Source organism: Croceivirga sp. JEA036 (genome assembly GCF_011882165.1).
Lineage (GTDB): Bacteria > Bacteroidota > Bacteroidia > Flavobacteriales > Flavobacteriaceae > Croceivirga.
This window is the reverse complement of record NZ_JAATON010000002.1, coordinates 581,828-606,790: the sequence shown is the minus strand read 5'-3', so window position 1 is coordinate 606,790 and position 24,963 is coordinate 581,828. Positions and strand designations below refer to the sequence as shown.

General features: G+C 37.5%; 23 protein-coding genes. 8 read left to right on the top strand and 15 right to left on the bottom strand.

All coding sequences use genetic code 11. The annotated features are described in order from the left end of the window. Window positions 1-3 precede the first annotated feature (3 nt). The 4 genes from HCO57_RS07625 to HCO57_RS07610 all read right to left on the bottom strand — a co-directional run bounded on the left by HCO57_RS07625 (window position 4) and on the right by HCO57_RS07610 (window position 2,542). A complete protein-coding gene (locus tag HCO57_RS07625; protein WP_209066064.1) occupies window positions 4-414 on the bottom strand; it encodes a nuclear transport factor 2 family protein in 411 nt (136 codons plus the stop codon). 50 nt (window positions 415-464) lie between these two features. Further along, window positions 465-1,028 carry a TetR/AcrR family transcriptional regulator gene (locus tag HCO57_RS07620; protein WP_167988524.1) on the bottom strand — a complete coding sequence of 188 codons (564 nt, stop codon included), beginning with the start codon at window positions 1,026-1,028 and terminating at the stop codon, window positions 465-467. 67 nt (window positions 1,029-1,095) lie between these two features. After that, window positions 1,096-2,100: a sensor histidine kinase gene (locus HCO57_RS07615; RefSeq protein ID WP_167988523.1), complete on the bottom strand. Its 1,005-nt coding sequence runs from the start codon at window positions 2,098-2,100 to the stop codon at window positions 1,096-1,098. A 79-nt stretch (window positions 2,101-2,179) separates the two neighbouring features. Further along, window positions 2,180-2,542, bottom strand: a complete 363-nt coding sequence (locus tag HCO57_RS07610; protein WP_167988522.1) for a DUF2200 domain-containing protein — start codon at window positions 2,540-2,542, stop codon at window positions 2,180-2,182. A 237-nt stretch (window positions 2,543-2,779) separates the two neighbouring features. Between HCO57_RS07610 and HCO57_RS07605 the strand changes: the two genes are divergently transcribed. Together HCO57_RS07605 and HCO57_RS07600 are read left to right on the top strand one after the other, a co-directional pair. Further along, window positions 2,780-3,112: a single-stranded DNA-binding protein gene (locus HCO57_RS07605; protein ID WP_136949297.1), complete on the top strand. Its 333-nt coding sequence runs from the start codon at window positions 2,780-2,782 to the stop codon at window positions 3,110-3,112. Window positions 3,113-3,252: 140 nt separating this feature from the next. Next, window positions 3,253-3,633: a hypothetical protein gene (locus tag HCO57_RS07600; protein ID WP_167988521.1), complete on the top strand. Its 381-nt coding sequence runs from the start codon at window positions 3,253-3,255 to the stop codon at window positions 3,631-3,633. Window position 3,634: 1 nt separating this feature from the next. On the opposite strand, the gene HCO57_RS07595 is transcribed toward HCO57_RS07600, so the two are convergent. The 7 genes from HCO57_RS07595 to metG all read right to left on the bottom strand — a co-directional run bounded on the left by HCO57_RS07595 (window position 3,635) and on the right by metG (window position 10,984). After that, on the bottom strand, window positions 3,635-3,796 hold the full coding sequence (locus HCO57_RS07595) for a hypothetical protein (protein WP_167988520.1): 162 nt from the start codon (window positions 3,794-3,796) through the stop codon (window positions 3,635-3,637). A gap of 66 nt (window positions 3,797-3,862) precedes the next feature. Then, window positions 3,863-4,384, bottom strand: a complete 522-nt coding sequence (locus HCO57_RS07590) for a ferritin (protein WP_136949299.1) — start codon at window positions 4,382-4,384, stop codon at window positions 3,863-3,865. 48 nt (window positions 4,385-4,432) lie between these two features. Next, on the bottom strand, window positions 4,433-5,275 hold the full coding sequence (locus tag HCO57_RS07585; RefSeq protein ID WP_167988519.1) for a phosphatase PAP2 family protein: 843 nt from the start codon (window positions 5,273-5,275) through the stop codon (window positions 4,433-4,435). A gap of 19 nt (window positions 5,276-5,294) precedes the next feature. Then, window positions 5,295-6,197 (bottom strand): histone deacetylase, encoded by a 903-nt coding sequence (locus HCO57_RS07580; RefSeq protein ID WP_167988518.1) that lies wholly within the window; start codon window positions 6,195-6,197, stop codon window positions 5,295-5,297. A 7-nt stretch (window positions 6,198-6,204) separates the two neighbouring features. Then, on the bottom strand, window positions 6,205-6,579 hold the full coding sequence (locus tag HCO57_RS07575) for a response regulator (protein ID WP_167988517.1): 375 nt from the start codon (window positions 6,577-6,579) through the stop codon (window positions 6,205-6,207). Between the two features lie 84 nt (window positions 6,580-6,663). Next, window positions 6,664-8,793, bottom strand: coding sequence for a Tex family protein (locus HCO57_RS07570; protein ID WP_167988516.1), 2,130 nt, complete (start codon window positions 8,791-8,793; stop codon window positions 6,664-6,666). A 118-nt stretch (window positions 8,794-8,911) separates the two neighbouring features. After that, entirely contained in the window at window positions 8,912-10,984 is a 2,073-nt protein-coding gene (gene metG, locus HCO57_RS07565; protein ID WP_167988515.1) for a methionine--tRNA ligase, read from the bottom strand. A gap of 166 nt (window positions 10,985-11,150) precedes the next feature. On the opposite strand from metG, the gene HCO57_RS07560 reads away from it, so the two are divergent. Then, window positions 11,151-11,327, top strand: a complete 177-nt coding sequence (locus HCO57_RS07560; protein WP_167988514.1) for a hypothetical protein — start codon at window positions 11,151-11,153, stop codon at window positions 11,325-11,327. An 81-nt stretch (window positions 11,328-11,408) separates the two neighbouring features. Here HCO57_RS07560 and HCO57_RS07555 read toward each other — a convergent pair whose 3' ends face one another. Both HCO57_RS07555 and HCO57_RS07550 read right to left on the bottom strand, forming a co-directional pair. Beyond that, window positions 11,409-13,115, bottom strand: a complete 1,707-nt coding sequence (locus HCO57_RS07555; RefSeq protein WP_167988513.1) for a DUF1501 domain-containing protein — start codon at window positions 13,113-13,115, stop codon at window positions 11,409-11,411. A gap of 10 nt (window positions 13,116-13,125) precedes the next feature. Continuing rightward, a complete protein-coding gene (locus HCO57_RS07550) occupies window positions 13,126-14,625 on the bottom strand; it encodes a DUF1800 family protein (protein WP_167988512.1) in 1,500 nt (499 codons plus the stop codon). A gap of 166 nt (window positions 14,626-14,791) precedes the next feature. Here HCO57_RS07550 and HCO57_RS07545 point away from each other — a divergent pair, with 166 nt between their 5' ends. The 4 genes from HCO57_RS07545 to HCO57_RS07530 all read left to right on the top strand — a co-directional run bounded on the left by HCO57_RS07545 (window position 14,792) and on the right by HCO57_RS07530 (window position 18,870). Beyond that, window positions 14,792-15,151: a YraN family protein gene (locus HCO57_RS07545; protein ID WP_136949308.1), complete on the top strand. Its 360-nt coding sequence runs from the start codon at window positions 14,792-14,794 to the stop codon at window positions 15,149-15,151. Between the two features lie 52 nt (window positions 15,152-15,203). Beyond that, window positions 15,204-15,863, top strand: a complete 660-nt coding sequence (locus HCO57_RS07540) for an aspartate kinase (RefSeq protein WP_136949309.1) — start codon at window positions 15,204-15,206, stop codon at window positions 15,861-15,863. A gap of 47 nt (window positions 15,864-15,910) precedes the next feature. Beyond that, window positions 15,911-17,890 carry a DUF3352 domain-containing protein gene (locus HCO57_RS07535; protein ID WP_167988511.1) on the top strand — a complete coding sequence of 660 codons (1,980 nt, stop codon included), beginning with the start codon at window positions 15,911-15,913 and terminating at the stop codon, window positions 17,888-17,890. Window positions 17,891-18,252: 362 nt separating this feature from the next. Then, complete coding sequence (locus HCO57_RS07530; RefSeq protein WP_245167558.1) at window positions 18,253-18,870, top strand: flavin reductase family protein; 618 nt, start codon at window positions 18,253-18,255, stop codon at window positions 18,868-18,870. Between the two features lie 391 nt (window positions 18,871-19,261). Here the strand turns inward: HCO57_RS07530 and mfd are convergent, their stop codons facing one another. Beyond that, a complete protein-coding gene (gene mfd / locus HCO57_RS07525; protein ID WP_167988510.1) occupies window positions 19,262-22,624 on the bottom strand; it encodes a transcription-repair coupling factor in 3,363 nt (1,120 codons plus the stop codon). Window positions 22,625-22,776: 152 nt separating this feature from the next. On the opposite strand from mfd, the gene HCO57_RS07520 reads away from it, so the two are divergent. Continuing rightward, window positions 22,777-24,126, top strand: a complete 1,350-nt coding sequence (locus HCO57_RS07520) for a dihydrolipoyl dehydrogenase family protein (protein ID WP_167988509.1) — start codon at window positions 22,777-22,779, stop codon at window positions 24,124-24,126. Here HCO57_RS07520 and HCO57_RS07515 read toward each other — a convergent pair whose 3' ends face one another. Beyond that, complete coding sequence (locus HCO57_RS07515; protein ID WP_167988508.1) at window positions 24,127-24,927, bottom strand: tryptophan-rich sensory protein; 801 nt, start codon at window positions 24,925-24,927, stop codon at window positions 24,127-24,129. Window positions 24,928-24,963: the final 36 nt, after the last annotated feature.

The following is a 24,963-nucleotide window of genomic DNA, read 5'->3' as shown; positions in this document are numbered from 1 at the left end:
GTATTATAATTTTCTGTCTGTTTCGTTAATGGCTAAGTCGTTGATGCTGGCATATCGTTTTATCATATAACCATCAGCGTCAAATTCCCAATTCTCATTGCCATAAGCTCTGAACCACTGTCCTTCTTTGGTGCGGTATTCATACTCGAAGCGTACCGCAATCCTATGGTCTTGATAGGCCCATAATTCTTTTTTAAGCTTATAGTTGAGCTCCTTTTTCCATTTGTCGGCTAAGAAGGCTTGCACTTCGGCTCGGCCATTGATAAATTGATTTCTGTTACGCCATTCGGTATCTGTAGCATATGCCATGGATACTCTTATAGGGTCTTGACTGTTCCATGCGTCTTCGGCTAATTGTATTTTTTCTAAAGCGGTTTCCTTGTTAAAAGGAGGTAATGGGTATTTTTTTTCCATAATTCTTAGTAAAAAACCGAACATTCGGTAAATTAATAATTTAATTTTTTTTAATCTGCTATAAATGAATTTTCAATTTTAGTTAGTGTTTGCTCAAAAACGGTAATGTCATTAAGACCTTTCGCTACAATAAGACTGCCTTGTATGGCGATTAAGGTTTCTAAACCCAATTGAGAAGCCTTGTCTGGATTAAACCCAAAAGCACTAGCTAAGCTGGCAAATTTAGTACGCCAGGTATGTAAACCAGCTACTATTTGTTGTTCAAACAGGGCAAGACTTGCTTGCATAGACAATGCTCTAAAAAGACAAGTTTCTTTGCCACCATCATAAAGCTGTCGTATACCGGAAAGAGCTTTAGTTAATCGTTGTGTTGGGGTATCATTTGTGTCATCCAAAGGCTTAAATACATGCAGGTCTACCCAATCATTTATATACTGGAGTACGGCTTCTGCCATTTCTTTTTTACCTTCTGGAAACCTGTGATATAGGCTTGCCTTTTTTAAGCCAGTAGCTGCTGCTAAGTCTTGTAAACTAGCACCTTCATATCCTTTTGCTCTAAAAACTTTAGTTAGGCTAATTAATATTTCTTCTTCAGATACTTTTTGTGGTCTCATAAAGCAAATGTACAAAACAATTATTAAAAACCAAACATTCGGTAAAAAACTAAATTAGAATTATGATTTACCGACTAAGCCGTTTGGGATAGCTCAGGATAAATTTGCTTCCCAATTCGCCATCAGAGTGCAGGTGTATTCGTCCTTCATGTTTTTCAATTATTTTTTTTACGATGGACAATCCTAATCCTGTGCTTTCCAAGGTTTGGTCTTCAGTAAGGGTTTGGAAAACATTAAAAATCTTCTCATGGTATTGGGGTGCAATGCCAGGGCCATTATCTTCAAAGCTTATTTCATAATAATCAGACCGTTCTAAGCTCGCTATAGTTACTTGGCAAAATTCTTTATCGTTGTATTTAATGGCGTTGCTAATAAGGTTTGCTATCACCTGACTTATTTGGGTTTTATCACCTTTAATAATGGGTAACCTACCTATTATTTTAAAATGAATGTGTTTCTGATTTTTGTAGTTCTTAAATTCATCTTCTACTAGGGCATGCAAGTCTAACCGTTCTACCTTGATTTTGCCTATTTTAGAATAGTGTAAAATGCCATTAATTAAATCTTCTAAACGCTCAATACGGCCCTCCATTAAAATAAGGTGGTTTAGTAAGCTAGCGGTATTACCGGCTTCTAAATCTTCCTTAGCAAATGTAGTTAAGCTAGAAATACCCCTGAGTGGTGCTTTTAAGTCATGAGAGGTAATGTAAACAAATTGTTCTAATTCCTTATTCTTAAGTTCGGTGTCATCTAAATTTTGGTGTAGCTCATTCAATTTTTTAAAACTATCTAAACCTGTGCCCACTACTATAAAAACAAAAAGAGAACCCATAAAAAAAATGCCACCAGAAAGGTAGGTGAGTAGGTTGGTATTCCCTAAAATAACGGCAAGCGCAACGCCTAAATAACCTACTAAAAATAGAATCATGAGCAGGCGTAATTTTTTCCAATTTGATTTAAGTTTATTATCTGGGAGTATCCTAAAGATTTTAGTGGTGTACCGCGCACTTAAGAACAAAATAAATGCTCCTAGCAAAATAAGTATGGCAATTATGTAATTGGTTAGTCCCATTATAATTGTTCTGTTATTAGAATTACTTTCTAAACGACGGACATAAAACGAAAATTCTTAAATGCTTATTATGTTATAATTACTGTCTTAATATTTTTTCCATCTTTCTCCCCTTAGCTAATTCATCCACTAATTTGTCTAAATACCGAGTTTGTCTTGTAATAGGGTTTTCTAGTTCTTCAATGCGATAGCCGCATATGACTCCTTTAATCAAATGTGCATTCGGATGCAGGGTTGCTTTTTCAAAAAATGTTTTAAAGGTGATTTTATCTTGGAGTAATTGTCTAATTTCTTCTGAACTATACCCCGTTAACCATGTAATGACTTGCTGTAATTCTTCTTCTGTGCGCCCTTTTTTAACAACTTTAGTTCGGTAATGAGGATAAACGGCGCTAAATGTAAGTTTGGCGATACGTTCATTATGTTCAGGTGTAGCTTTCATAGACATAGGTTTGTCTGTTTAAGATATTGAATTCTTTTTAAATACCCAGAATGACAATGGTATAGCTATTTTTTAAGTTGGTATTCCTTTTTTTATTCATTTATAAATGATTACAAACGACTACAATCGAAATTAAATGCTTTGTTACCGATTACTTATGGAACCAGCCCCTAAGTTTGCCTCGGTGTTGTTAGGTACAGCACTAGTATTAACTGTTTAATATATAAAATTAGTAAAATGAACGCATTAAAAAACAAAGTACAGTTGATTGGTAATTTAGGAACAGATCCAGAAGTTCTAAATTTAGATGGCGGCGGTAAATTAGCCCGCTTTTCTATCGCTACAAGCGAAAGTTATAAAAACAATAAAGGAGAACGTGTAGAAGATGTACAATGGCACAATATTGTGGCATGGGGTAAGCTGGCAGATTTAGTAGAAAGTTACTTAGTTAAAGGAAAACAGGTAGCTATTGAGGGCAAATTAACTCATAGAAACTATGAAACGAGTAACGGAGAGAAAAGATACATTACGGAAGTAAGGTGTAATGAGTTATTACTTCTTGGAAAATAGCACATTAAAGTGATAAATTTAACTAGGAAAGAGGGTTATTTACCCTCTTTTTTTGTGTTTTTTAAACTTTAACAATAGCTTAATAGTAATGAGGTTATTAACTAGCATCCATATCGTCTAACTTTACGTATATTAAAGTAATGAAAAAGCTATCTTGTTATATCGCTATATTCCTTTTAGGAACACCCATTGGATTAATGGCACAACAAGAGGCGACCACCAAAGAAGTAAATTTTTATACCCACTTAGCGGTTAAGGATGCCAATAATGAGCATCAACTTTCTTACAATAAATTAGAAGATGAACAAGATTTCTGGAACGACCAGAAAAGTTACGAGGCTATCTTAGAAAAACAACGTCCAGATTTATATGCTGTGTATATGAGGCAGAAACGTACGGAGTATCTAGCACATCAAAAATATTGTGAGGATAATGCTTGTGACCATACCGAATTGTATCTAAAACAAGCTAGTATTTACATATTACACGATACCAAAGGGAGCGAACTTGTGGCTCAATAGATTAGGCAACCTTTTGTAATAAATCAAAACAAGGACAACGTTTGCAGCGTTTGTGTTCTCCTTTTTTAAACTTATCACAACATTTAGTCTTACACTTTTTAGGATTTAACTGTTCTAAATGCGCTTGTTTAAGTTCTTTAACAGCCGATTTTTTCTTGCCCATACTGCGAATGAATATGGGCAAAAATATATTATTTTAAATAAATCTAAATAAACTATAAGTTAAATATTATAACTGGCCTGTCTCTGATGCAGCACTCTCTACGGTAAGTTGCTGTATATCTCTATCAAACAAATACAAGCCACCTTTATCATTACCAATTAAATTTATCTTATCTAATACTGTTCTTGCCAGCGCCTCTTCTTCTAATTGTTCTGCCACATACCATTGTAAAAAGTTATGGGTAGCATAGTCCTTTTCTTCTAAAGTTATGTGCACTAACTCATTAATACTCTTACTAACATAAATTTCGTGCTGGTACAATTGCTCAAACATTTTTTGAAAACTTCCAAACTCGGTATCTGGTGCCTTTAGGTCAGAGATATGCGCATGACCACCACGCTCGTTTACATATTTAATCAATTTAAGCATATGCATTCGCTCTTCATCAGAATGGCCATACATAAATTTTGCAACACCTTCTAAGCCTTTAACTTCTGCCCAGCAAGCCATAGATAAATATACTTGGCTAGATTCTGCTTCTATACGGATTTGCGTATTTAATGCTTCTTCTAATTTTTTAGATAACATAGGTTTTATTTTAAACTAAAGTTACAAATCGGATAATTAAGAATAAATTTAAAAACTTACGCTAACACCTACCGTATTTAACCCAAATTGTAAGCTCCAATCAACTTCTTTACGGGTGTTATTGTATTTTTCGCTATATTTTTTATCTAAATATTTATCTATAGATTCTACAATAAAAATACTAAGAGCAGTACTAAAGGCCACGTCAGAAATCCAGTGAAAACCATCTAAAACACGTACCATTCCAGGAATCATACCTACGGTATACAAACCAGCTTTAATCCAAGGACTTTTAAATTGTTTGCCAATGGCGTAAGCATTGCTGAAAGCTAACATAGCATGGCCAGAAGGGAAAGAATCGTAATTAAATACACGGTCTAAATGTATGGGGTCAAACGTTCCCGAGGAATCGCCACTTTTTGGTCTGGCCCTACCCACAATACGTTTGCTAACTTGTTGCAATAATCCGCCTGCAGTGGCAGAGGAGATTAAAAGAACACCAGTTCTTCTTAATTTTTCATTTTTTGTGAATAGGCCAGTTAAGTAAACAGCCCCAGTGAACATATAATTGTTGTTTGGGTTGCCGTATTTATGACCATAGTCTTTAATTGATTGCGGCACATCTTCTTCCCACCCTTGGGTCCAATTATATACTTCATCATCTACTAAAAACAAGGCTAGGGTTCCGGCGGTTAACATGCCAAAATTACCCCATTGCTCCCCTTGCCAATGTGCAGGTCTACTGTAGCTATAACCCATGCCATTGAATACGTTGCCCATGTCATAGGTAAATTCATTCCAAAGTTTGTCCTTCTTAGGTCCGGGAATGTCCTGAGCCAATGCATTAAAACTAAAACAGAGTAATACTAGTATTGATGTCAACTTTTCCATATTCAATTTTTTTTAGCCGTCAAAAATAGAACTCTTGAGCTAGCTTATAAGTATTTACATGGGCTTTTAAGATAATCTTAATATCTGGGGAGTAACCGCCGCCCATACTACATTGTATGGGGATATTATTTTCCTTAGCAATTTTAAATACTAAGGCATCTCTTTTTGCACAACCTTCTATACTCATCCCTAGGGTGCCTAATTTATCTGTAGCCAATACATCTACACCAGATAGATAAAAAATAAAATCTGGTTGTTGTTCTTCCATCAAATTAGGTAGAATATTTGAAAGTAGCTTTAAATAAGTAGCATCATCTGTGTTTTTGGCTAACGCAATATCTAAGTCCGATGTTTCTTTTTTAAAAGGGTAGTTACCTTCACCATGCATTGAGAAAGTGAAAACGCGCGGCTCATTGCTGAATATTTCTGCAGTACCATTGCCTTGGTGCACATCTAAATCTATTATGAGTATTTTTTTAGCTAGTTGATGAAACAGTAAATAATGAGCAGCTATGGCTTGATCATTTAGTAAACAAAATGCTTCCGCTCTATTGGTGTAGGCATGGTGGGTTCCACCAGCAATATTCATACTAACACCATATTCTAGCGCATAATGGCAGTTATTTATAGTACCTTGAGCAATAATACGCTCTCGTTTTACTAAAACATCAGATAGTGGAAATCCACTTTTTCTTATTTCTTTGGGGGTCAACTCTAAATTGATGAGCCTATTGTAATAGGTTTCTTCATGTGCTCGAATAATATCTACTTTAGACGCAAGTGTAGGCGCAAAAAAATTAGCCGCTGTACAAATACCCTCTAGTTGTAATTGTTGTGGCAGGAGCTCGTACTTGATCATAGGAAAACGATGCCCATCTGGCAACGGATGTTTGTAAATAGGGTGATAGGCTATTTTTAGCATTACTCATCTACTTTTTTAAGATAGTAACTAATAAGTGCTCTAATTCCTTTTGATGTAAAGGTTTTTCTATGACATCATCGCAACCTAAAGCTTTTAATTCCTCTAATTCCTCTTCCAATATAAAGGCAGATTGTACTATAATTGGTAAGGTGAAACCCTCCTTTCTTAGTTGTGCTATTGTAGCTTTACCGTTTAAAATAGGCATATTTAAATCCATCACAATTAAGTCTACTTGGTTAGGGTATTTTTTAAGATAAAAAAGTACTTCTGTACCATCTGTAACATGTGCTAGATTGTATTTTTCTTTAAGCCACATTTCTAACAAGTAAAAATTTACTTGTTCATCATCTGCAACCAATAGGGTATATTTTTTTTCCTCCATAGCTAAACGGCTCTAAGCTATTTAATTTAGAGGTGTAGAACAAAAATATGCACACAACAATTTGTTAAGTAGTGTTATTTTTTCTTATGCTTTACTGTGAAGGGCTAATTGTATCCGTTTTCGTTTTGCATCAACCTCTAAAACTTTTACAATTACTTGTTGATGTAAACTAACAATACTATTGACATCACTCACGTAACTGTCCGATAAATTAGATACATGAATCAACCCACTTTCTTTGATACCTACATCTACAAAACAACCAAAGTTAGTAATGTTGTTAACAATTCCTGGTAGTAATTGGCCTGACCTTAAATCTTCTATAGTTCTAATATTTTGGTCAAACGTAAAGGCTTTGGCCTTTTCCCTACGGTCTAGCCCTGGTTTTTCCAATTCTTCTAAAATATCTTGTAGCGTGGGTAAGCCTATGGTTTCCGTTTGGTATTTTTTTAGGTCGATGTTCTTTAGTACTGCGGTATTACGAACAATCTTGGTTAGTGGAACACCTTGGTCTTTCGCCATTTGTTTTACTATACCATAACTCTCTGGATGCACGGCCGAATCGTCTAGTGGGTTCTCCGCATCACGAATACGTAAAAATCCAGCTGCTTGCTCAAAAGCTTTACCACCCAAGCGAGGCACTTTTTTTATGGCTTCCCTAGAAGTAAAAGCTCCGTTTTCTGCTCTATGGTTTACAATATTTTCCGCTAGTTTAGGACCAATGCCAGATACATAACTTAAAAGCGATTCACTTGCCGTATTCACGTTAACGCCTACGGAGTTTACACAGCTTTCTACTACAGTATCTAAAGCGGATTTCAATTTGGTTTGGTCAACATCGTGTTGGTATTGTCCAACGCCAATACTTTTGGCATCAATCTTAACCAATTCTGCCAAGGGGTCTGCTAAACGCCTTCCTATAGAAACAGCGCCACGTACGGTAACATCATAATTTGGAAACTCATCACGGGCAATTTTAGAGGCAGAATAAATACTGGCTCCAGCTTCACTCACCACAAACACTTCCAAATCGCGTTTAAAAGGCGTGTTTTTTACAAGATTTTCGGTCTCTCTAGATGCCGTGCCGTTACCAATGGCTATGGCTTCAATTTTATAGGCATCTACCAAAGAAGCTATTTTTTTACTCGCTTCCCTAAACTGTTTTTGTGGTGGATGAGGATAAATGGTCTCGTTATGCAATAGATTGCCATTGGCATCTAAACAAACCAATTTACAACCAGTTCGGAAGCCAGGGTCAATGGCCAAAATACGTTTCTCCCCTAGGGGTGGTGCTAACAGTAATTGCCTTAAATTTTTGGTGAATACGGCAATGGCCGCCTCATCTGCTTTTTCTTTAGCTTGCTTTAAAATTTCGTTAGATAGAGAGGGTAGCAACAATCTTTTGTAGGCATCTTCTACAGCCATAGCAATTTGGTCTGCACAAGCATTATTACTCTTTATCACTTTTTGATCTATTCGGTCCAAAGCGCGGTCGTCATCAATACTAATTTTAATGCGAATAAATCCTTCGCTCTCTGCACGAAGTATGGCTAGTAATCGGTGCGATGGACAGCGGGAAAGAGACTCGTTCCAATCAAAATAATCCTGGTATTTCTGTGCCTTTTCATCATCTTTTTTGGTGCCAATCACTTTGGTTTCTAACTGGGCGTATTTTTCTAATTGCGTTCTAATTTGGTTGCGAATATCTGTACGCTCATTAATCCATTCCGCAATAATATGTCTGGCGCCTTCCAGTGCAGCAGCTTCATCAGGGACATTTTGGTTGGTGTATTTGCCCGCGGTAAAATCCAAATCTGTAGTGCGCTGTGCCATGATGATTTTAGCCAAAGGCTCCAATCCATTTTTGCGTGCTTTTTCAGCTTTGGTCTTTCTACTTTTCTTAAAAGGCAAGTATATATCTTCTAAGACGGTAGCGTCTGCCGTTTGTTCTATTTTGCTTTTTAGTTCTGGCGTTAAAGCATCTTGCTCTTCAATAGCTTTTAAAATGGTAGCCTTGCGTTTCTCTAAGGCCTCAAAAACTTCTTTGAACTTTACAATTTCACCAATTTGCAACTCGTCTAAATTACCCGTGCGTTCTTTTCGGTAACGTGCAATAAAGGGTACGGTGCAATCTTCTTCTAAAAGACTAACCGTGTTGGCCACACTTTTGCTGTCTAGTTGTGTGTTTTGGGTGATGAATTGTATAGCGTTCATAGTGCTTAGGAATTTTTTAATGTCAGGTCGAGCGTTGTTGAGACCTAATTAACGTTAGGTTCTTTAAATTCTCGACTGCTATCAATTTGTAATTAGAAAATTAAAGGACAGCTATGTGCTAACTAATTCCCTCCCCATTGGCAACCCCATCTTCATCTGGGTTTACGAATACCAATTTGTTATCAGAGTTTTCCGTCATCAAAATCATGCCTTGGCTTTCTACACCTCTTAATTTTCTGGGTGCTAAATTCACCAATACGGTTACTTTTTTGCCAACGATATCTTCTGGTTTAAAACTTTGTGCAATACCAGAAACAATGGTACGCACGTCTATACCTGTATCTACTTTAAGCACCAACAATTTATCTGCCTTCGGCATTTTTTCTGCTTCTAAAATGGTACCTACACGAATGTCTAACTTGGTAAAATCTTCGTACGTAATGGTCTCTTTTTGAGGCGCAGCATCTGTATTGGTGCTAGCATTACTTAGTTTGGTGGCTTCTAATTTTTCCAATTGTACTTCTATTTCTTTGTCTTCTATTTTGCGGAAAAGCAGTTCACTTTTATGGATAGTGTGGCCGGCAGCCAGTAAAACTTCTTTAGCGCTAATATCTTTCCAATCTAATGAGCTATCGCTTGAACTAATATCAAGAATGCCTTTTAATTTAGCAGAAGTAAAAGGTAGGAAAGGCTCACTTAACACTGCAAGGGCAGAAGCTATCTGTAGGGCAACATACATTACGGTTTGGGTACGGGCTTCATCGGTCTTTATTAATTTCCAAGGTTCTTCATCTGCCAAATATTTGTTCCCTAAACGGGCTAAATTCATCAATTCTTGGCTCGCTTCTCTAAAACGGTAACGCTCCAAAGAATCGGTTAAGATTTGCGGATAGGTACGCATGGTTTTTAAGGTTTGCGAATCTAATTCAGTAAATTCTGAAGGGGTAGGCACCACACCGTTGTAATATTTGTGCGTTAATACGGCTACACGGTTAATAAAGTTGCCAAAAATGGCTACCAACTCGTTGTTATTGCGAGCTTGAAAATCTTTCCACGTAAAATCGTTATCCTTGGTCTCTGGTGCGTTTGCCGTTAATGTATAGCGCAATACATCTTGCATATCTGGAAATTCTTGCAAATATTCGTGCAACCAAACTGCCCAGTTTTTAGAAGTGGATAATTTGTTGCCTTCCAAATTCAAAAATTCGTTTGCAGGTACATTTTCTGGCAATATAAAATCGCCATGCGCTTTAAGCATACTTGGGAAAATAATACAGTGAAAAACAATATTGTCCTTACCAATAAAATGTAACATTTTGGTGTCTTGGTCCTTCCAATACGGTTCCCAATCTTTGTTTTCTCTAGCGGCCCATTCTTTGGTAGAAGAAATATAACCAATAGGAGCATCGAACCAAACGTACAATACTTTACCATCTGCGCCGGCTACAGGAACGGGAATACCCCAATCCAAATCTCTGGTAACCGCACGGGGTTTTAAACCATCGTCTATCCAAGATTTACATTGCCCGTACACATTAGGTTTCCAATCGTTCTTATGTCCTTTAAGAATCCATTCCTTTAAAAAGTCTTCATAGCGGTCTAAAGGTAAAAACCAATGTTTGGTTTCTTTAAGAGTGGGCACTGCACCAGTAATGGTAGATTTTGGATTGATTAAATCCGTAGCGTTTAAAGATGTACCACAATTTTCGCACTGATCGCCGTACGCTTCGGGATTACCGCATTTTGGACAGGTTCCAGTAACAAAACGGTCTGCTAAAAATTGATTGGCCTCCGCATCATACAACTGTTCGGTTGTTTCTTCAATAAAATCACCTTGTTCGTATAATTTTTTAAAGAAATCAGATGCGGTTTGGTGGTGAATTGGCGCAGAAGTTCTGGAATAGTTATCAAAGCTAATCCCAAATTCCGCAAAAGAATCTTTGATAACGGTATGATACTTATCTATAATTTCTTGTGGCGAAACACCTTCTTTCTTTGCTTTCATAGGTATGGCTACACCATGCTCATCACTACCGCAAATAAAAGCTACGTCTTTACCTTGTAAACGCTGATAACGTGCGTAAATATCTGCGGGTACATATACGCCTGCTAAATGCCCAATGTGGATGGGACCATTAGTGTAAGGTAAAGCGGCTGTTATGGTATATCTAGAAGGATTGTTCTGCGACATGGATTCAAATTTAGGCGTCAAAAATAAAGAATTTAACCGCAAGCATGCGAACAAACTGTCACAAACAATTGGTGTAAAAGCTTTACAAGCTAACAATAAATTATGCTTAGGAAAGTTTTTAATAGTGAAGTATTAAAATGAAAGTATAATCTTACAAGTGCGAGATATGAGTATAGGTAATCCAAAAAAGTTTGAAGCCTTAAAAAAGCTAGAGAAAATCACCAAGAATGCAGAAATCGCGGAGGAGAGTGGAGATAGTGCTAAGCTGTATATAGATAAAAATCACTTAACCAAAAAGGAGCTTACCTTTAAAACTGATGCAGATAAGCCCAAATGGGCTTAAAAAATAATCCCCCAAGTGGTACTATTCTTTGGAATGGGGTGAGAAGAGCACCATTGAGGGATTAGAGAAATCGGGGGTTGGTTACATTATCATAACAGACTTGCTCATAAATTGGTCTGCAACCTGTATTCTATAAATGTATTTTCCGGTGGATAAGCTTCCTCTAACGCGCTCTCGTATGTTGATTTCTGCCGATCCTTCCATAACCATTTCGTTGAAAACAGTGCCAACCTTTTGCCCCAATATATTGTACAATTGTATGTCTACATGGGCGCTGAATGGCATTTCTAAGTGAATATGTGGATTGTTTTCTGTGGGATAATACGGCGTGTGTACTACCTCTGTGCGTATTTCCTCTTCTGGTGTTTCGCTATCAGGGTCCGTTGGTGTTGGTGGTGTCGGTGGTTCGTCGCTATAGGCAATATCATCAAAATCTACGCCACTACAATTAAAACCAAGATTCACCGGTTTGTAAGGGTGGTCTAGTAAATGTGTTTCTACTTTGTCTACAGGCACACACATCCATTCTGCTAAAACAGTAGCATATAAGTCTCTAAAATCCATGGTGTACTCCAAATTACCACGATTATTAGGTTCATCTAATCTAGGGTGTTCCCCAACAAAAGCACTACCACTAAGGCCAGAACCAAAAAATAAAGTAGGAGCTGCTTTTCCGTGGTCTGTACCATTAGAGCCATTCTCATAAATACGGCGACCAAACTCGGAGAAAGTCATGCTCAATACCTTGTCGTCTTGTTGGGTAAAAGCAATGTCCTCATAAAAATTATTTATGGCGATAGATAAAGTAGACATTAATCGCTCATGGGTCAAAGGTTGATTGCCGTGGGTATCAAAACCTCCCATAGAAATCATATATACTTTGGTACCTAAATTACCTTTAATTAATCTGGCCAATAACGCTAACTGTCTTGCAAAACCATTGTCTTGGTATTCTACTTGGTTTTGACCACGCATATAGGCTTCGTGTATTTTTCCAGAATATTCATAAGTAGTATTAGCTACGCCACGTAAAAAACGTAACTGGTCGCCATACATACACTCATCAAACAGCGCATTTTCTAAATCGTAAAACTGTCCTGTCTCTGCAATTTCTTCTAACTGGTCTACATTGTTGGTGACAAATGCATAGTTAGTTTCATTTCCCTGAAAAACAAGGTTAGAGATACTTCCAATTTGTATGGCAGCAGGGGAGGCAGGCGGGTTTACTAAATAGTCCGGATAAATATCCTCAAAATAGCGCCCCATCCATCCGGTATTTAAGCCACTAAAGCCAGTAGTAGCTAAATCCGTATTAGCGTAGATATCAGAACCTGTAAAGTGGGACAAACTCTGATTCTGATACCCAACACCATGTACAGCTTTAAACTGCCCGTTACCCCACAAGGGTTCCAAAGCATTCATATAAGATGGTATGCCAAAATCGTCTGTAAGTTTTAAGACCTTACTTTCTGGAATGTAAATGTTAGGTCTAGCATTTGCGTAGGTGTCGTATTGTTGAACGGGTATTACGGTGCTTAAGCCGTCATTACCACCGTTAAGTCTAATTAAAATTAAAATGTTATCTGTTTCTGCAGCAGCAATAGCTGCAGTTAAAGGAGAAGGTGCGGAGGCAGAAAGCATATTGCCACCTAATAGCATGCTCCCAGAGCCTGCTATGCCCAAAGCTTGTAGAAAAGACCTTCTACTCCAATTTTTATGTTCTTGGTCGTGCCCCTCGTGCTGTAAGCCTTTAAAAGGGGAATTATCGTGGTTGTGATGATCGCACATAAGGGTAGGTTTATTTTAGTTGAAATTCTGGTTGTCTGCTTAAGTAACGTAATAACTGTCTCACTTGGTTTGGGGCTTCCATACTTACGGATAAAGACCAATAGCCTAATCCGCCAGCGACATAGTCTGGAGAGTAATATTCATTTGGCACATCGTCTGTTTTAAAAGCATCAACGGCATTCAGAAAATCTTGTTCCGTAAGGAGTCCTTTTGGGGTGAATTTATCTACGAATGCCCGAGTAACCACTTCCGGATTCCCGGTATCGCCACCAACTAGATCCATGGCTAAGGCTCTAAACTTTTCATCGTCTTCTTGAAAATGCAAGTCTATAAAAACCTCCATAGTTAACCACCTGCCAATAATATAGTTGGTGTTTATCCATTGTCTATCGCGTTGCCAACCGGCTACATCTACGGGCTCAAAAACTTCTTGCCCAATCATCTCGCAGGCATCTAGCATGTTAATGATTAAGTCGTCCGTATACCCAAAATCTGTCTCCTTAGTAAAATTCAGATATAAATCAAAAGGTGATTTTATAATTACACCAATGGCGGTATCGTCAAAAAAGTGTTGACTTTTAAATAACTGTCTTAGTACAGGAGCAAGTTCAAAATTGCTACTCACAAACGTAGCAGCTAAGCCGCTAATTATAGTTTGTGCATTGCCTGAAGCGTCATTACTATCTGGATGCACAAAATATTCGTAGAGTTTGGTGCAGATAAAAGTAGCAATCTCATTCTGCCTTTGGGTAAATAAGATTTCAATAACATCATCATAACCCCAATTGCCCGTTTGACCAAGAATGGTCTTGGGACCCGGGTCAAAGCGGTCTGCTCTAAAAGTAACCTTAGTACAACCAACTTCACCCCGTTCTACATAACCTGTTAAGGCCTTGGCGGTTTCTACAATATCTTCTTCTGTGTAGCCATTACCATCACCCAGGGTAAATAGCTCATACAGCTCACGAGCGTAATTTTCATTAGGGTTATTGCCATTGTTAAAAGCACCATCCAAATAGTACAACATGGCACTGGTAAGGCCAACTTCACTTATTAAAGTTCTAAAGTTGCCAATAGCATTGCGTTGTAGGCACTCTAAATATTCAAACAAAAAAGTGTTACAATCGTACACACTCAATTGGGTAACCACGTGGTTGCTCCAGAAAAAACTAAGACGTTCTCTAAGGTTGTTGGTCAACATTTGGTTGCCATAACCAGCGCGTATTTCACGCAGTTGCTCTCTACGTACCTGTCTTCTGGCATCATCATCCGCAGGATAGTCTGCATTGGTCCAATTGGCCCAAAGAGGAGCAGCAAGGGGGGGAGCAGCAAGGGCTTGGTCAACTAAGGTATCTACAAGAGTACCTGCATTTTGACCAATGGCCGATTCAATAGTTGTGTTAGAGGCACTAAAGCCTAATCTTCTGTACAAATGCGCAGCCTTCTCCTTGTCTAGAGGAGTAGTATACGGCGCTAGGGTTGCAGAATTACAATTTACAAAGAATTCCATAGCGTTGTTTGGCGTTATAATTTCTCATAGTCTTTTGGGTAAACTATGTGTTTTAGGTAGGCGTGGTTCTTTTGAGCCCGTAAATTACAATCTTAACGCAATTTTAAGGTTGAACTACCAAATTTTTCGACGAAATGCAAAACAATTTTTGCTACATTTAAAAAATATGGGGCAACATAACGAGTTTGGAAAGCTTGGAGAGCAACTGGCTGTTAATTTTTTACAAGAAAAGGGGTATCAGATTCTAGAACGAAACTATAGATATCTTAAAGCAGAGATTGATATTATTGCTCAGGTGAATAATTTACTGGTAATCGTAGAGGTTAAGTCCCGTTCTTCCAATTATTTACAAGAAATAATAGAGACGGTAAACGAAAAGAAAAAACGACTTTTGGTACAGGCTGCGGATTATTATGTGACAAGTTTAGATTTAGATGTAGAGGTACAATTTGATATCGTTACCATACTTAAAAATCAGAATAAATATGTTTTGGAGCATTTAGAAAATGCATTTTATCATTTTTAACTATTTGTTTTATTTGTAACAATGTGTTAATTTTGGCATAAATACCAATAACATGAAAACAATATCGTCTGTTGTAGAGCATTACATTAAAAAGAAACCATTTTTACAAAGTGCATTAGCGCAGGGTATCATCAACCTTACCTCTTTATCTAGAATAGTTAAACCAGAAATAGAGGAAGAATTGGGTAAAGACGTGCGTAATGGTGCTATTGTTATGGCTTTAAAGCGCTTATCTGACGATTTGGAGTTTAGGGCAACCCATAAAATTGTTAAGGTCCTAAAGAATATTGGTGAAATTACCGTGCGATCTAACCTCACCGATTATACTTTTTTAAATTCAGAAACTATTTTGGCCAAACAAGCCAATTTATTAGAAAAGGTGCACGAGAATCAAGACATTTTTTATACCTCTAGCCGTGGAGTAAATGAGATTAATATTGTAGTAAGCAATATTTTAGATAAGACGGTAGAGGAGTTGTTTCAGAACGAGCGTTGCACACAAAAGGCAACTAATCTTTCTTCTGTAACGGTAAAATTACCAGCAGAAAACGTCTCTGTTCCTGGAATATACTATTTTATTTTTCAGCGTTTGGCTTGGGAGGGTATTGTACTATATGAGGTTATTTCTACTACAAACGAATTTACTATTTTGGTAAATGATGAGCAAGTAGATGTGGCGTTTAGAACTATTAAAGATTTAAAAACCTTATAGAAGACTAAGCTTCTAATTTTTTCGTTTGGTTGTTATAGTTGTTATCCATGACCAAAAAACGAATTCTTTGGACCATTTTTACCCTTATGGGGTTTTATGCTTGTTATTTATTGTACGTGTTTGTTTTATCTCCTAAAAACAATTTACAACCCATATACCTTATTCCAAAGGATGCTGTTTTTATAATTGAATCGGATAAACCTGTTGAAGGTTGGCAAAAAGTTAGTGATAGTGATGCATGGGAACATTTAACTAGTAACAGCTATTTTTCTGAACTAACTGAAAGTATTCAAAAAATAGACACGGTTTTTAAAGACCAACAACGCCTGTTTAAGCAGTTTGATGGCCGCTCTCTTTACATATCTATTCACATGATTTCTAAAAAGGATTATGGAATATTTTACGTGCTAGATTTAAAGAAATTAGCAAAATTAAAATTAGTTAAATCTTATTTAAATACCCTACTCAATGACGATTATGTGTTGAGTAAAAGAAATTACCACGGGCAAGAAATTTTGGAACTTTTGGATAAAAGAACCAAGAAAACCATGTATATCAGTTTTATTAAAAATCAGCTCATTGCCTCTTACACGCACACTTTAGTAGAGGCAAGTATTGATCAACACAAAGAACCTTTTCTTGGTAGAAATTTAGAATTTTTAAGAGTAAATGAAGAGGTGGGTTATGCAGATGATTTTAGATTATACATTCAATATAAATATTTAGACGATTATTTAGGGCAGTATTTTAGCACTGTGCCAGATGCTTTAGAACGATTAAACAAGAATTTAAAGTTCACCGGCTTTAGTTTAGATTTAGAAAACGAAGTACTCACCGCAGAAGGTTTCTCTAATATTACAGAAGCCAATGAAGTATACCTTAATGCTTTGAGGGCCTCTGGAACTTCTGAACGAAACGTACCTATTATTGCTCCTAAAACTACTTCTTTATACGTTGGGTACGGATTTAAAGATTTTGCCACCTTCTATGCCAATTTTGAAGATATTTTAAAGGCGGATAGTACGCAATTTCAATCGTATAAAAACAATCTTGAAAGGGTAGAACGTGTTTTAAAAATTAACGTACAAGAACAGTTTGTAAGTTGGATAGGGAATGAAATTGCTGTACTGCAATTGACTTCTAATCTTACGCAAGATAAGGATGAGACGGCACTGCTTATTAAAACCAAAGATGCAGCTTTAGCTAAGGAACAATTGGATTTTGTTTTACAGCAAATACGAAAAAAAACTCCCATTAAGTTTAAATCAGTTGTCTATAAAAATCACGATATCCATTTTTTATCCATCAAAGGTTTTTTTAAATTGTTATTAGGAAATCGGTTTAATGCGTTTGACAAACCTTATTTTACTCAAATTGAAGATTATGTTGTGTTTAGTGATAATCCAAATACATTAAAATCCATAATAACCGATGTATTGGATGGGAGTACCTTGGAGAATAGTCAAGATTTTATCACATTCAATAATCGCTTTGAGCAAGAATCTAGTGTCTATGTTTATGCAAATGTGCCTTTGTTATATAAAGGTATTTACCAAGAAGCAGACTATGCTACAAAAAAATTATTAACAACCAATAAAGATTATTTTATTTGCTTTCCGCAATTAGGGATACAGCTAACACCAGAAGAAGAACTTTTTAAAAGTACCTTGGTTACCGCCTACCAACCCGTAGGGATGGTGGCACAAAACCAGTATTATGGTAAACCAGAAGTAAACAAAAGACATCAACCTATAAGTAAAGTAGAAAAAGAAATTACGGAAGCTGTATTTAATTTAAAACCCATGTACCCAAAAGACCTAAACGCAAAAAGTTACCAAATAAAATATGCTTCTGGGGCCCTTAAGATGCAGGTGGGCTTAACAGATGGCAAAAAAAATGGTAGGTATAAAGCGTACTATCCAGATGGTACCCGTAAAATGACGGGTAAATTTAAAGAAGATAAACAGGCAGGTACTTGGCGCTATTACAATAGGGATGGACAATTAGTGCTCAAAAAACGATTTTAAACTACTGTTCTAATCTAAAATGTACCATTAAATTGTACTCAGTAAGTAAGTATAATAGTGTACGAAGCAATGCAAACAGACATAGAAAAATTAGAAAGAACTTAATCGTTTTTTTTCTTCTTTTATATTTAATGGAACTCGTATTGGCTTTAGTTATCATGGCGATGGTTTGCTATAATCAACGAAATAGTAAGAAAAGTATTACAATTATTTTTTGGTAACGGTTGTTTTTCGACGAATTACAGTTAAATTGATATAGTATATTTTATAAGGCATTGCCTTGGAATCTAATCCATAAATCTTTAATTACATTTTATAATTTATAGCAATAGAATCTTACAAATACCGTTTTCTCTAGTAACATGGAAAAGACATTTACTTTTGATGATATTATGGCGTTCCCGAGTAGGTATCGCGGTCGCTTAATGAATAAGGTTTCTGGCCTTAAACCTGCAAATTTAATTGGCACACAAGCCAGTAATGGCGATGCCAACTTAGCTATTTTTAATAGTGTGGTGCACATAGGGGCCAATCCGCCATACATAGGGTTTATTCTTAGGCCCACAACCGTGGCAAGGCATACATACGAAAACATAAAAGAGACAGGAGTTTTTACCATCAATCAGATTACAGAATCCATGCACAAGCAAGCGCACCAAACTTCTGCTAAGTACGACAAGGGTGTGTCTGAGTTTGATGCAGTGGGTTTAATTCCATACCATCATGAAGATTTTAAGGCGCCTTTTGTGTACGAAAGCCCTATAAAAATTGGTCTTTCTTTTGTGGAGGAACAACTAATAAAGGTTAATGATACCCGGCTGATTATTGGTAAAGTAGAGAATTTAATTTTACCAGAAGACGTGCTATTAGAAGGGGGGGATATCGCTTTAGAACGCTTAGGTAGTGTTGCTATTGGCGGTTTAGACAGTTATTATGCTGTAGATAAGTTAGGGCGCTATGGTTATGCCGAACCGGAATAGGGTAAATGCCGAAGAAAATTTTAATACGGGAGACATTAGACCCTTAAGTCCTGCGGACAGTTTCCTTAACTAAAGGGAACTGCTGTAATTTTTTGGAGATTTTATGAAAAGTGGAGAAGATGCTGAAACAAGTTCAGCAAGACGGTTCGTTGGAGCTTTGCACTTTTTACTTCAGATAGATTTCTCAGTAATAGCTTCGCTACAACTATCGAAATGATGTGAACCAAAACCAATTTCACTTTTTATCTAATAACTTTGGGTTGTTGTATTTTTTTCAATTCACAAAAAGGACACCTTACCATCAACCATCAACCATCAACCATCAACCATCAACCATCAACCATCAACCATCAACCATCAACCATCAACCATCAATCATCAATCATCAACCCTAATTAGCTAAAGGCTGTAAAATTCGTAAGGCAACATCTACGTTGGTAATCCGATCCATAGTCAAGAGAAGGCGTAAACCGTTCCGGGTTTCTTTTTCTTTTAGTTTTACTTTATTAGGATTGGTCTGCACATATTGCAATACGCGGGTAAAGGCATTGGTTTGGTAAAAATCGGATTGCTGGTCGGCAAGAAAGTAACCCACAAATTTACCTTTTTTCATCACTACCTTTTCCAAGCCAATTTTGTTGGCAATCCATTTTACGCGTACGGAGTTTAAAAGGTCAACCGCTTCGTCTGGCAGCTCACCAAAACGGTCTTTTAGTTGTTGTTCAAATTGCTGCAACTCGGTTTCGTTGGTGGTTTCGTTTAACTTGGTGTACAAGTTTAAACGCTCCGTAATGTTATTGATATACTCGTCTGGGAATAACAACTGAAAATCGGTATCCAAAGTAGTTTCTTTAACATAGACTTTTTTACGGTCGTTCCCTTCCACTTCGTCGTACAACTCCTTAAACTCGTTTTCTTTTAATTCATCTATAGCTTCAGAAAGAATTTTTTGGTAGGTTTCAAAACCAATTTCATTGATAAAACCGCTTTGCTCACCACCCAGTAAATCGCCCGCCCCACGGATTTCTAAATCCTTCATGGCAATATTAAACCCACTTCCCAAATCCGTAAACTGCTCTAAGGCTTCAATACGTTTACGGGCTTCTGGTGTCATGGACTCATATGGAGGGGTAATAAAATAACAGAAGGCTTTTTTATTGCTTCGCCCCACACGACCACGCATTTGGTGCAAATCACTCAATCCAAAATTATTGGCATTGTGGATAAATATGGTGTTTGCATTGGGTACATCTAACCCACTTTCAATTATGGTTGTAGACACCAATACATCAAACTCACCGTTCATAAAAGAAATCATGAGTTCTTCTAGTTTTTTACCGTCCATTTGCCCATGGCCAATGCCAATTTTAGCATCGGGTACCAGCCGTTGTAGCATACCTGCTACTTCTTTTATATTTTCTATTCGGTTGTGGATAAAAAATACTTGTCCGCCGCGCGAAATCTCGTAAGAAACCGCATCTCTAATTACTTCTTCGTTTAGACCAATAACCCTACTTTCTATAGGATAACGGTTGGGTGGTGGTGTGGTAATTACAGACAAATCCCTGGCTGCCATTAAACTGAACTGCAAGGTTCTTGGTATAGGTGTCGCCGTTAGGGTAAGAACATCTACATTTTCTTTTATCGCCTTTAATTTATCTTTTACGGCTACACCAAATTTTTGTTCCTCATCAACAATAAGTAGTCCTAAATCTTTAAATTTTACGTTCTTGTTCACCAATTGGTGCGTGCCAATAATAATGTCTACTTGGCCAGCTTCTAGGCGTTCTAAAACGTCTCTTTTTTCTTTGGTGGTTCTAAATCGGTTTAAATAGTCTATGGTAACCGGAAACTCTTCTAGTCGTTTTCTAAAGGTCTTGGCATGCTGAAAAGCCAAAATGGTTGTAGGCACCAAAACAGCAACTTGTTTGCCATTGTCCACAGCCTTAAAAGCGGCTCTAATGGCAACTTCGGTTTTTCCAAAGCCTACATCACCACAAATAAGTCGGTCCATAGGACGCTCACTCTCCATGTCTTTTTTAAAGTCCTCCGTAGCTTTTGCCTGGTCCGGTGTATCCTCGTAAATAAAAGAAGCCTCTAGCTCGTGCTGTAGATAGCTGTCTGGCGCATATTGAAACCCTTTTTCCGTACGTCTTTTTGCGTATAGTTTTATAAGGTTAAATGCAATATGTTTAACCCTGCTCTTGGTTTTTTGCTTCAGCTTTTTCCAGGCGGCAGAACCTAACTTAAATACTTTGGGCGGCGCACCATCTTTGCCGTTGTATTTGCTTATTTTATGTAGGGAGTGTATGCTAACGTAGAGTATGTCTCTATCGCCGTAAATAAGTTTTATGGCTTCTTGCTTTTTGCCTTCTACATCTATTTTTTGTAAACCGCCAAATTTACCTATACCGTGGTCTATGTGGGTAACATAATCGCCTACCTCTAATTTGGTGAGTTCTTTTAAGGATATGGCCTGTTTTTTAGAATAGCCATTCTTTAGGTGAAATTTATGGTAACGTTCAAAAACCTGATGGTCTGTATAACAAGCTAGTTTTAGTTCCTGGTCTATAAAGCCATTGAATATTGGAATCACCACCGCTTGGTAGTGCACCTTTTCTTCCATGTCTTTAAAAATATCTTCAAAACGCTTGGCTTGCTGCTCCGTTGCGCAGAAAATAAAATTAACGAAACCGTCTTTATGGTTTTGGTTCAGGTTATTGATGAGCAGTTCAAACTTTTTATTAAAGGTGGGCTGCGGCTTATTTTGAAACTGAATAATATCCGTCTGTTCGGTATCCTTGGCATTTAATTGGCCCAATTGAACCAGATTAAATTGATGCAATTGTTCCTGTAACAATGCACTGCTGGCAAAAAGCTCATCGGGTGTTGCGCGTTTAACCTCGTTGCCTAGTTTATTGAAACTTTCTTCCGCACGTTCAAAATTTTCATTAATACGATTGTACACCAAAGGCAAGTCTTTGGCAAAAATCACCGTATTGTTAGCTATGTATTTTAGAAAGCTTTGTCTGCTTTCTTGTAAGGTTTTGTTTTCTACGTTTGGGATAATGGTAATTTTATTCACCTTATCCATAGACAATTGTGTTTCTACATCAAACGTACGGATGCTATCTACCTGGTCTCCAAAAAATTCTAGTCGGTACGGTTTATCATGGCTAAAAGAAAAGACATCTACAATACCCCCACGTACAGAGAATTCTCCCGGCTCTGTAACAAAGTCTACACGTTTAAATTTGTATTCAAATAGTACTTCGTTTAAAAAATCTAAGGATAAAGTATCGTCCAACTTAATTTTGAGCGTACTTTTTTCCAGTTCTTTACGGGTTACCACTTTTTCAAAAAGGGCATCGGCATAGGTAACAATCAATGCAGGTTTCTTCCTGGAGTTTATCCGGTTTAGCACCTCTGCTCTCAAAAGTACATTGGCATTGTCCGTTTCTTCTATTTGATAGGGCCTACGGTAGCTGCCTGGATAGAACAGTACATCCTTATCGCCTAGTAGTTGTTCTAAATCGTTAAGTACATAGGCGGCCTCTTCCTTATCGCTCAGCAACACCAAAAATGGCTTTTCGGCTGTTTTAAACGTATTTGCTAAGGCAAATGAGAGTGAAGATCCTACCAGGCCTTGAACGGTAGTTTTTAAGGGCGATGCAGAATCTTGGGCAATAGTGTTTTGCAGTTTCCTAAGGGTAGGAGACTGTTCAAATAGCTGAAGTACGGACGCTTTGGTCAATCCTGTAATTTTTTTTGAGTTGCAAAGATACGCATCGTTCCTAAATCGATGCCATCCATTTTTGATGGAAATGCGTTAGTCCTTGACGCTAAAAATGAACACCTTGCCAAAATTCTCTTTTTGTAAATTTAAAAGAGACCAATACTTTTTATATGGAAGCCAAGAAGTTTAATGTTTTTGTAATAGGAAGTGGCATTGCGGGGCAAACCGTTGCTACTAGTTGTGCCGAAGCTGGCCTTAAGGTGGCCATTGCCGATAAGCGAGCGTTTGGAGGGACTTGTGCCAATAGGGGGTGCGACCCTAAAAAGGTGCTACTAGCTGCTACAGAAGCACTACAGCAAACAGCACAATTAAAGGGTATTGGCATAGAAGGTAAAATAGAAATCAACTGGAAAAAGCTACAGAAATTTAAGCGTACATTTACTAAATCTGTACCCAAAGCCACTGAAAAAAAACTACTAGAAGCGGGTATAACGCTGTACCACCAATCGCCTAAATTTCTAGATAGAAATACGTTATCCGTAGAAGGTAAGATGATTAAGGCAGACCATATTGTAATTGCAACCGGTTTGGAACCTGTGAATTTGCCTATAAACGGGAGTAAACACTTAAAAACTAGTGATGACTTCCTAAATCTTAAAACACTCCCAGAAAAACTGGTATTTATTGGCGGTGGCTATGTTGGGATGGAGTTTGCGCATATAGCCGCCAGAGCAGGAGTAAAAGTAACGGTCATAGATTCTGGAGATTTGCCTTTAAAGGGGTTTGACCAAGACTTAGTTGAGCGCTTAGTGGCATATTCTAAAACTTTGGGAATTGAATTTATTATGAATGCTAAGGCAAGTGCCATAAAAAAACTGAAAAAAAATTACAAAGTATTCTACGAACAAGGCGATAAAAAGCATCATTTAAAAACCGCTATGGTCTTTAATACGGCAGGCAGAGTGCCTGCGTTAAAAGCCTTAGAATTAGAAAAAGGGCGGGTAGATTTTAATGCCAATGGTATAGAAGTAAACACCTTCTTACAGAGTAAAAGCAATGATTTGGTGTATGCCTGTGGCGATGTAGCAGATAGTAACCTGCCTCTAACGCCATTATCGGGGAGGGAAGGCTATGTGGTGGCAGAAAACATTATTAATAACAGCAAAAAGCGAATAGATGTACCGGTTATTCCTTCTACGGTATTTACCCTGCCCAATTTGGCTTCTGTGGGTTATAGTGAGGAAGAAGCAAAAAAGCGTTACAAAAATGTAGTTGTAAAGTCTGGTGATGCCAGCAGTTGGTTCAACGCTAAACGATGGAACGCGCCAGTATACGCCTATAAAATTTTATTAAATGAACGTACAGGAGAAATTGTAGGCGCGCACCTACTGGGTCCGGATGCAGGTGAGACCATTAATACTTTTGCCTTGGCCATAAACCATAAAATGACGGAAGACGATTTACAGGGCACTATATTCTCTTACCCATCTTGGGTGTATGACACTAAAAGTATGGTGTAGTTATTTTAACCCCCAGCGTTCTTTACATTTTTCTACTGGGCTTGTAGCTCTATTTTGATAAGCGTGGATTCCTATAGCAATAAATAAAACAATGGCCCCGCCCAGAGCGGTAAATGCTACACTATGAAGAGCGGTTTTATGGCGAATGTAAATAGCTGCCAATGCCCAAACCCCTACCAGTGCAAACTCGCGCATGTTTCGTTTTAGGATGATGAGTAGGTTGATGAGTACTGCGGCAATAATCATCACAATAGTCCATGTTGCTTCAGAAAGTGGGCCGCCGTCCCAACCCAATTTGGTTAAGTAGGCCGAAACGTTGGCGATGGTAGCCACGGTTATCCAACCAGAATACAAACATATGGGCCACCATACAAAAGCGATAATTTCTATGGGAGCATCCCAGCATTCCATATCCGTATTTCGTATTATTTGAATCAAGGAGACCATAATTCCTAGCATGATGAGTACGGAAAGTCCAACAAAATCATAACTAAAAGCAACCACCCAACTGGCATTTAGAATATTAGTTAGAGCGAACCAAAAGCCGGTTTGCAGGATAAATTCGTCTGTTTTATTACTGAAAAATGCGCGTCTAACCTGAAAAGCAGCATAGCCAATTAAGCTTAAAAAGATGAGTCCCCAAATGGAAAATGCGTAACCTGCAGGTGTCAAAAGATTATCGTATTGGGCACTAACCTGACCAATAGTGGTATTGTTTAAACGGTAAATTTGAGAAAGCGCATTTACCAAAAGCACCAATACTACAGATGATGCATTTATGATTGTTAGTCGTTTTACCATTTGTGCCAATTTAGTTGGGAAAATTAAGCAAATGGT

Excerpts from the sequence above, each read along its gene's own strand:
- HCO57_RS07595 (WP_167988520.1), bottom strand. The coding sequence starts at position 3,796 with ATGGGCAAGAAAAAATCGGCTGTTAAAGAACTTAAACAAGCGCATTTA.
- HCO57_RS07520 (WP_167988509.1), top strand. The coding sequence starts at position 22,777 with ATGGAAGCCAAGAAGTTTAATGTTTTTGTAATAGGAAGTGGCATTGCG.
- HCO57_RS07620 (WP_167988524.1), bottom strand. The coding sequence starts at position 1,028 with ATGAGACCACAAAAAGTATCTGAAGAAGAAATATTAATTAGCCTAACT.
- HCO57_RS07540 (WP_136949309.1), top strand. The coding sequence starts at position 15,204 with ATGAAAACAATATCGTCTGTTGTAGAGCATTACATTAAAAAGAAACCA.
- metG (WP_167988515.1), bottom strand. The coding sequence starts at position 10,984 with ATGTCGCAGAACAATCCTTCTAGATATACCATAACAGCCGCTTTACCT.
- HCO57_RS07555 (WP_167988513.1), bottom strand. The coding sequence starts at position 13,115 with ATGTGCGATCATCACAACCACGATAATTCCCCTTTTAAAGGCTTACAG.
- HCO57_RS07575 (WP_167988517.1), bottom strand. The coding sequence starts at position 6,579 with ATGGAGGAAAAAAAATATACCCTATTGGTTGCAGATGATGAACAAGTA.
- HCO57_RS07605 (WP_136949297.1), top strand. The coding sequence starts at position 2,780 with ATGAACGCATTAAAAAACAAAGTACAGTTGATTGGTAATTTAGGAACA.
- HCO57_RS07610 (WP_167988522.1), bottom strand. The coding sequence starts at position 2,542 with ATGAAAGCTACACCTGAACATAATGAACGTATCGCCAAACTTACATTT.
- HCO57_RS07530 (WP_245167558.1), top strand. The coding sequence starts at position 18,253 with ATGGAAAAGACATTTACTTTTGATGATATTATGGCGTTCCCGAGTAGG.
- HCO57_RS07600 (WP_167988521.1), top strand. The coding sequence starts at position 3,253 with ATGAAAAAGCTATCTTGTTATATCGCTATATTCCTTTTAGGAACACCC.
- HCO57_RS07585 (WP_167988519.1), bottom strand. The coding sequence starts at position 5,275 with ATGGAAAAGTTGACATCAATACTAGTATTACTCTGTTTTAGTTTTAAT.
- HCO57_RS07535 (WP_167988511.1), top strand. The coding sequence starts at position 15,911 with ATGACCAAAAAACGAATTCTTTGGACCATTTTTACCCTTATGGGGTTT.
- HCO57_RS07590 (WP_136949299.1), bottom strand. The coding sequence starts at position 4,384 with ATGTTATCTAAAAAATTAGAAGAAGCATTAAATACGCAAATCCGTATA.
- HCO57_RS07625 (WP_209066064.1), bottom strand. The coding sequence starts at position 414 with ATGGAAAAAAAATACCCATTACCTCCTTTTAACAAGGAAACCGCTTTA.
- HCO57_RS07615 (WP_167988523.1), bottom strand. The coding sequence starts at position 2,100 with ATGGGACTAACCAATTACATAATTGCCATACTTATTTTGCTAGGAGCA.
- HCO57_RS07545 (WP_136949308.1), top strand. The coding sequence starts at position 14,792 with ATGGGGCAACATAACGAGTTTGGAAAGCTTGGAGAGCAACTGGCTGTT.
- HCO57_RS07515 (WP_167988508.1), bottom strand. The coding sequence starts at position 24,927 with ATGGTAAAACGACTAACAATCATAAATGCATCATCTGTAGTATTGGTG.
- HCO57_RS07570 (WP_167988516.1), bottom strand. The coding sequence starts at position 8,793 with ATGAACGCTATACAATTCATCACCCAAAACACACAACTAGACAGCAAA.
- HCO57_RS07550 (WP_167988512.1), bottom strand. The coding sequence starts at position 14,625 with ATGGAATTCTTTGTAAATTGTAATTCTGCAACCCTAGCGCCGTATACT.
- HCO57_RS07580 (WP_167988518.1), bottom strand. The coding sequence starts at position 6,197 with ATGCTAAAAATAGCCTATCACCCTATTTACAAACATCCGTTGCCAGAT.
- HCO57_RS07560 (WP_167988514.1), top strand. The coding sequence starts at position 11,151 with ATGAGTATAGGTAATCCAAAAAAGTTTGAAGCCTTAAAAAAGCTAGAG.